Consider the following 1,719-nt stretch of genomic DNA (forward strand, 5'->3'; position numbering starts at 1 on the left):
TGCCGGGCGTGGCCGTGTGCGGCGCGTGGGCGGCCGGGACGGGGCTCGCGTCGGTGGTGCCGGACGCGCGCGCGGCCGCGGCGACGCTGCTCGCCGAGGCGCCCGGCGCGACGGACGAACCCGCGCGGAATTGATCTGAGGAAAGGCGAGCCTTACCATTTCCGCAGCGGGTGTGACGACGTCCTGACGCATTGTCAGAATGGGCCGCGGTCGGTGTGACGCGGACCTGACGAATTGTCATCACGCCGCCGCGGAAAATGTGAGAACGCGCACCACGGGCGCCCGCGGCTTCGACATCACCACGCCGCGGGTCGAGACTGGACCCATGCCCCAGCACGTCCGTGTCGGTACCCGTGCGAGCGTGCTCGCCCTCACCCAGACCGGCCACGTCGCCGACGCGCTCGCCGCGCTGGCCGACCTCACGGTCGAGACGGTGCGCGTGCGCACCGAGGGCGACCGGGTCTCCGCGCCGCTCGCCACGCTCGGCGGCACCGGCGTCTTCGTCACCGCGCTGCGCGACGCGCTCCTCGACGACCGCTGCGACGTCGCCGTGCACTCCCTCAAGGACCTGCCGACCGGCGACGCCGACGGCCTGACCGTCGCCGCGATGCCCGTGCGGCAGGACCCCCGCGACGCGCTGTGCGCGCGCGACGGCCTCACGCTCGCCGAGCTGCCCGCGGGCGCCCGCGTCGGCACCGGCTCGCCGCGCCGCGCCGCGCAGCTACGGGCCCAGCGCCCCGACCTCGAGGTCGTCGACATCCGCGGCAACGTCGACACCCGGCTGCGGCGCGTGCGCGGCGCCGTCCCCGTCGAGGGCGCCGCACCGGCACCGACAGCCACGCCCGTCGCGACCGGCGGCGGCTCGCCCGTCGGCGACCTCGACGCGGTCGTGCTGGCGGCCGCCGGGCTCGCCCGCCTCGGCCGGCTCGACGCCGCGACCGAGCTCTTCGCACCCGACGTCCTGCTGCCCGCGCCGGGCCAGGGGGCGCTCGCCGTCGAGGTCCGCGCCGCCGACGCGACCGGTGACAGCCCGCTCGCGCAGGCGCTGCGCGCGCTCGACGACGCCCCGACGCGGCGTGCCGTGGTCGCGGAGCGGGCGGTGCTCGCGCGGCTCGAGGCCGGCTGCGCCGCGCCGATCGGGGCGTGGGCCGAGCTCGACGACGACGGCGTCCTCACGCTCGACGCCACGGTCGTCGCCGTCGACGGCACGCGGTCCCTGCGCCGGCGCACGAGCGGGCCGGCGGGGGACGACGACGACGCCCGCGCGCTCGGTAGCGCACTGGCGGAGGAGCTGCTCGCCGCGGGCGCCGGCGACCTCGCGCCGCTGGGCGTCAGCTCGTGACGACGGTCCCGCCGGGCGGCGGCGCGGACGCGGGTGCGGGTGCGGTGCCGGAGCGGACCACGGCGGCGGCCACCGGAGCGCACGCCGACGGCCCGCTCGCCGGCCTGCGCGTCCTCGTCCCGCGCCCGCCGCTCGACGCGCCCGGCGACACCGCCCCCAGCCCGGCCGCGATCGCGCTGCGCGCCGCGGGTGCCGAGCCGGTCGTCGTCCCGCTCGTCCGCACCGTCCCCGTCGAGGACACGACCGTCCTCGACGACGCCCTGCTCGCGCTCGGCGCCGGCTGGTACGGCTGGCTGGCCGTGACCAGCCAGGCGGCCGTCGCGGTGCTCGCGGACCGGGCCACCGCGACCGACGGCGGCCTCGCCGAGGTCGTCGCG

General features: G+C 78.8%; 2 protein-coding genes. Both read left to right on the top strand.

Annotated elements, in window-relative coordinates:
- Positions 1 to 325 precede the first annotated feature (325 nt).
- Positions 326 to 1,342 carry a hydroxymethylbilane synthase gene (hemC, locus tag AB6N23_RS18275; protein ID WP_412867378.1) on the top strand — a complete coding sequence of 339 codons (1,017 nt, stop codon included), beginning with the start codon at positions 326 to 328 and terminating at the stop codon, positions 1,340 to 1,342.
- The coding region (locus tag AB6N23_RS18280; protein WP_412867379.1) for a uroporphyrinogen-III synthase at positions 1,339 to 1,719 on the top strand (381 nt) is incomplete at its 3' end. The genes hemC and AB6N23_RS18280, both read left to right, overlap by 4 nt.

It is taken from the genome of Cellulomonas pasadenensis, from assembly GCF_047229365.1.
Classification (GTDB): Bacteria; Actinomycetota; Actinomycetes; order Actinomycetales; family Cellulomonadaceae; genus Cellulomonas.

Coding starts and splice junctions, on each gene's coding strand:
- hemC (WP_412867378.1), top strand. CDS start 326: ATGCCCCAGCACGTCCGTGTCGGTACCCGTGCGAGCGTGCTCGCCCTC.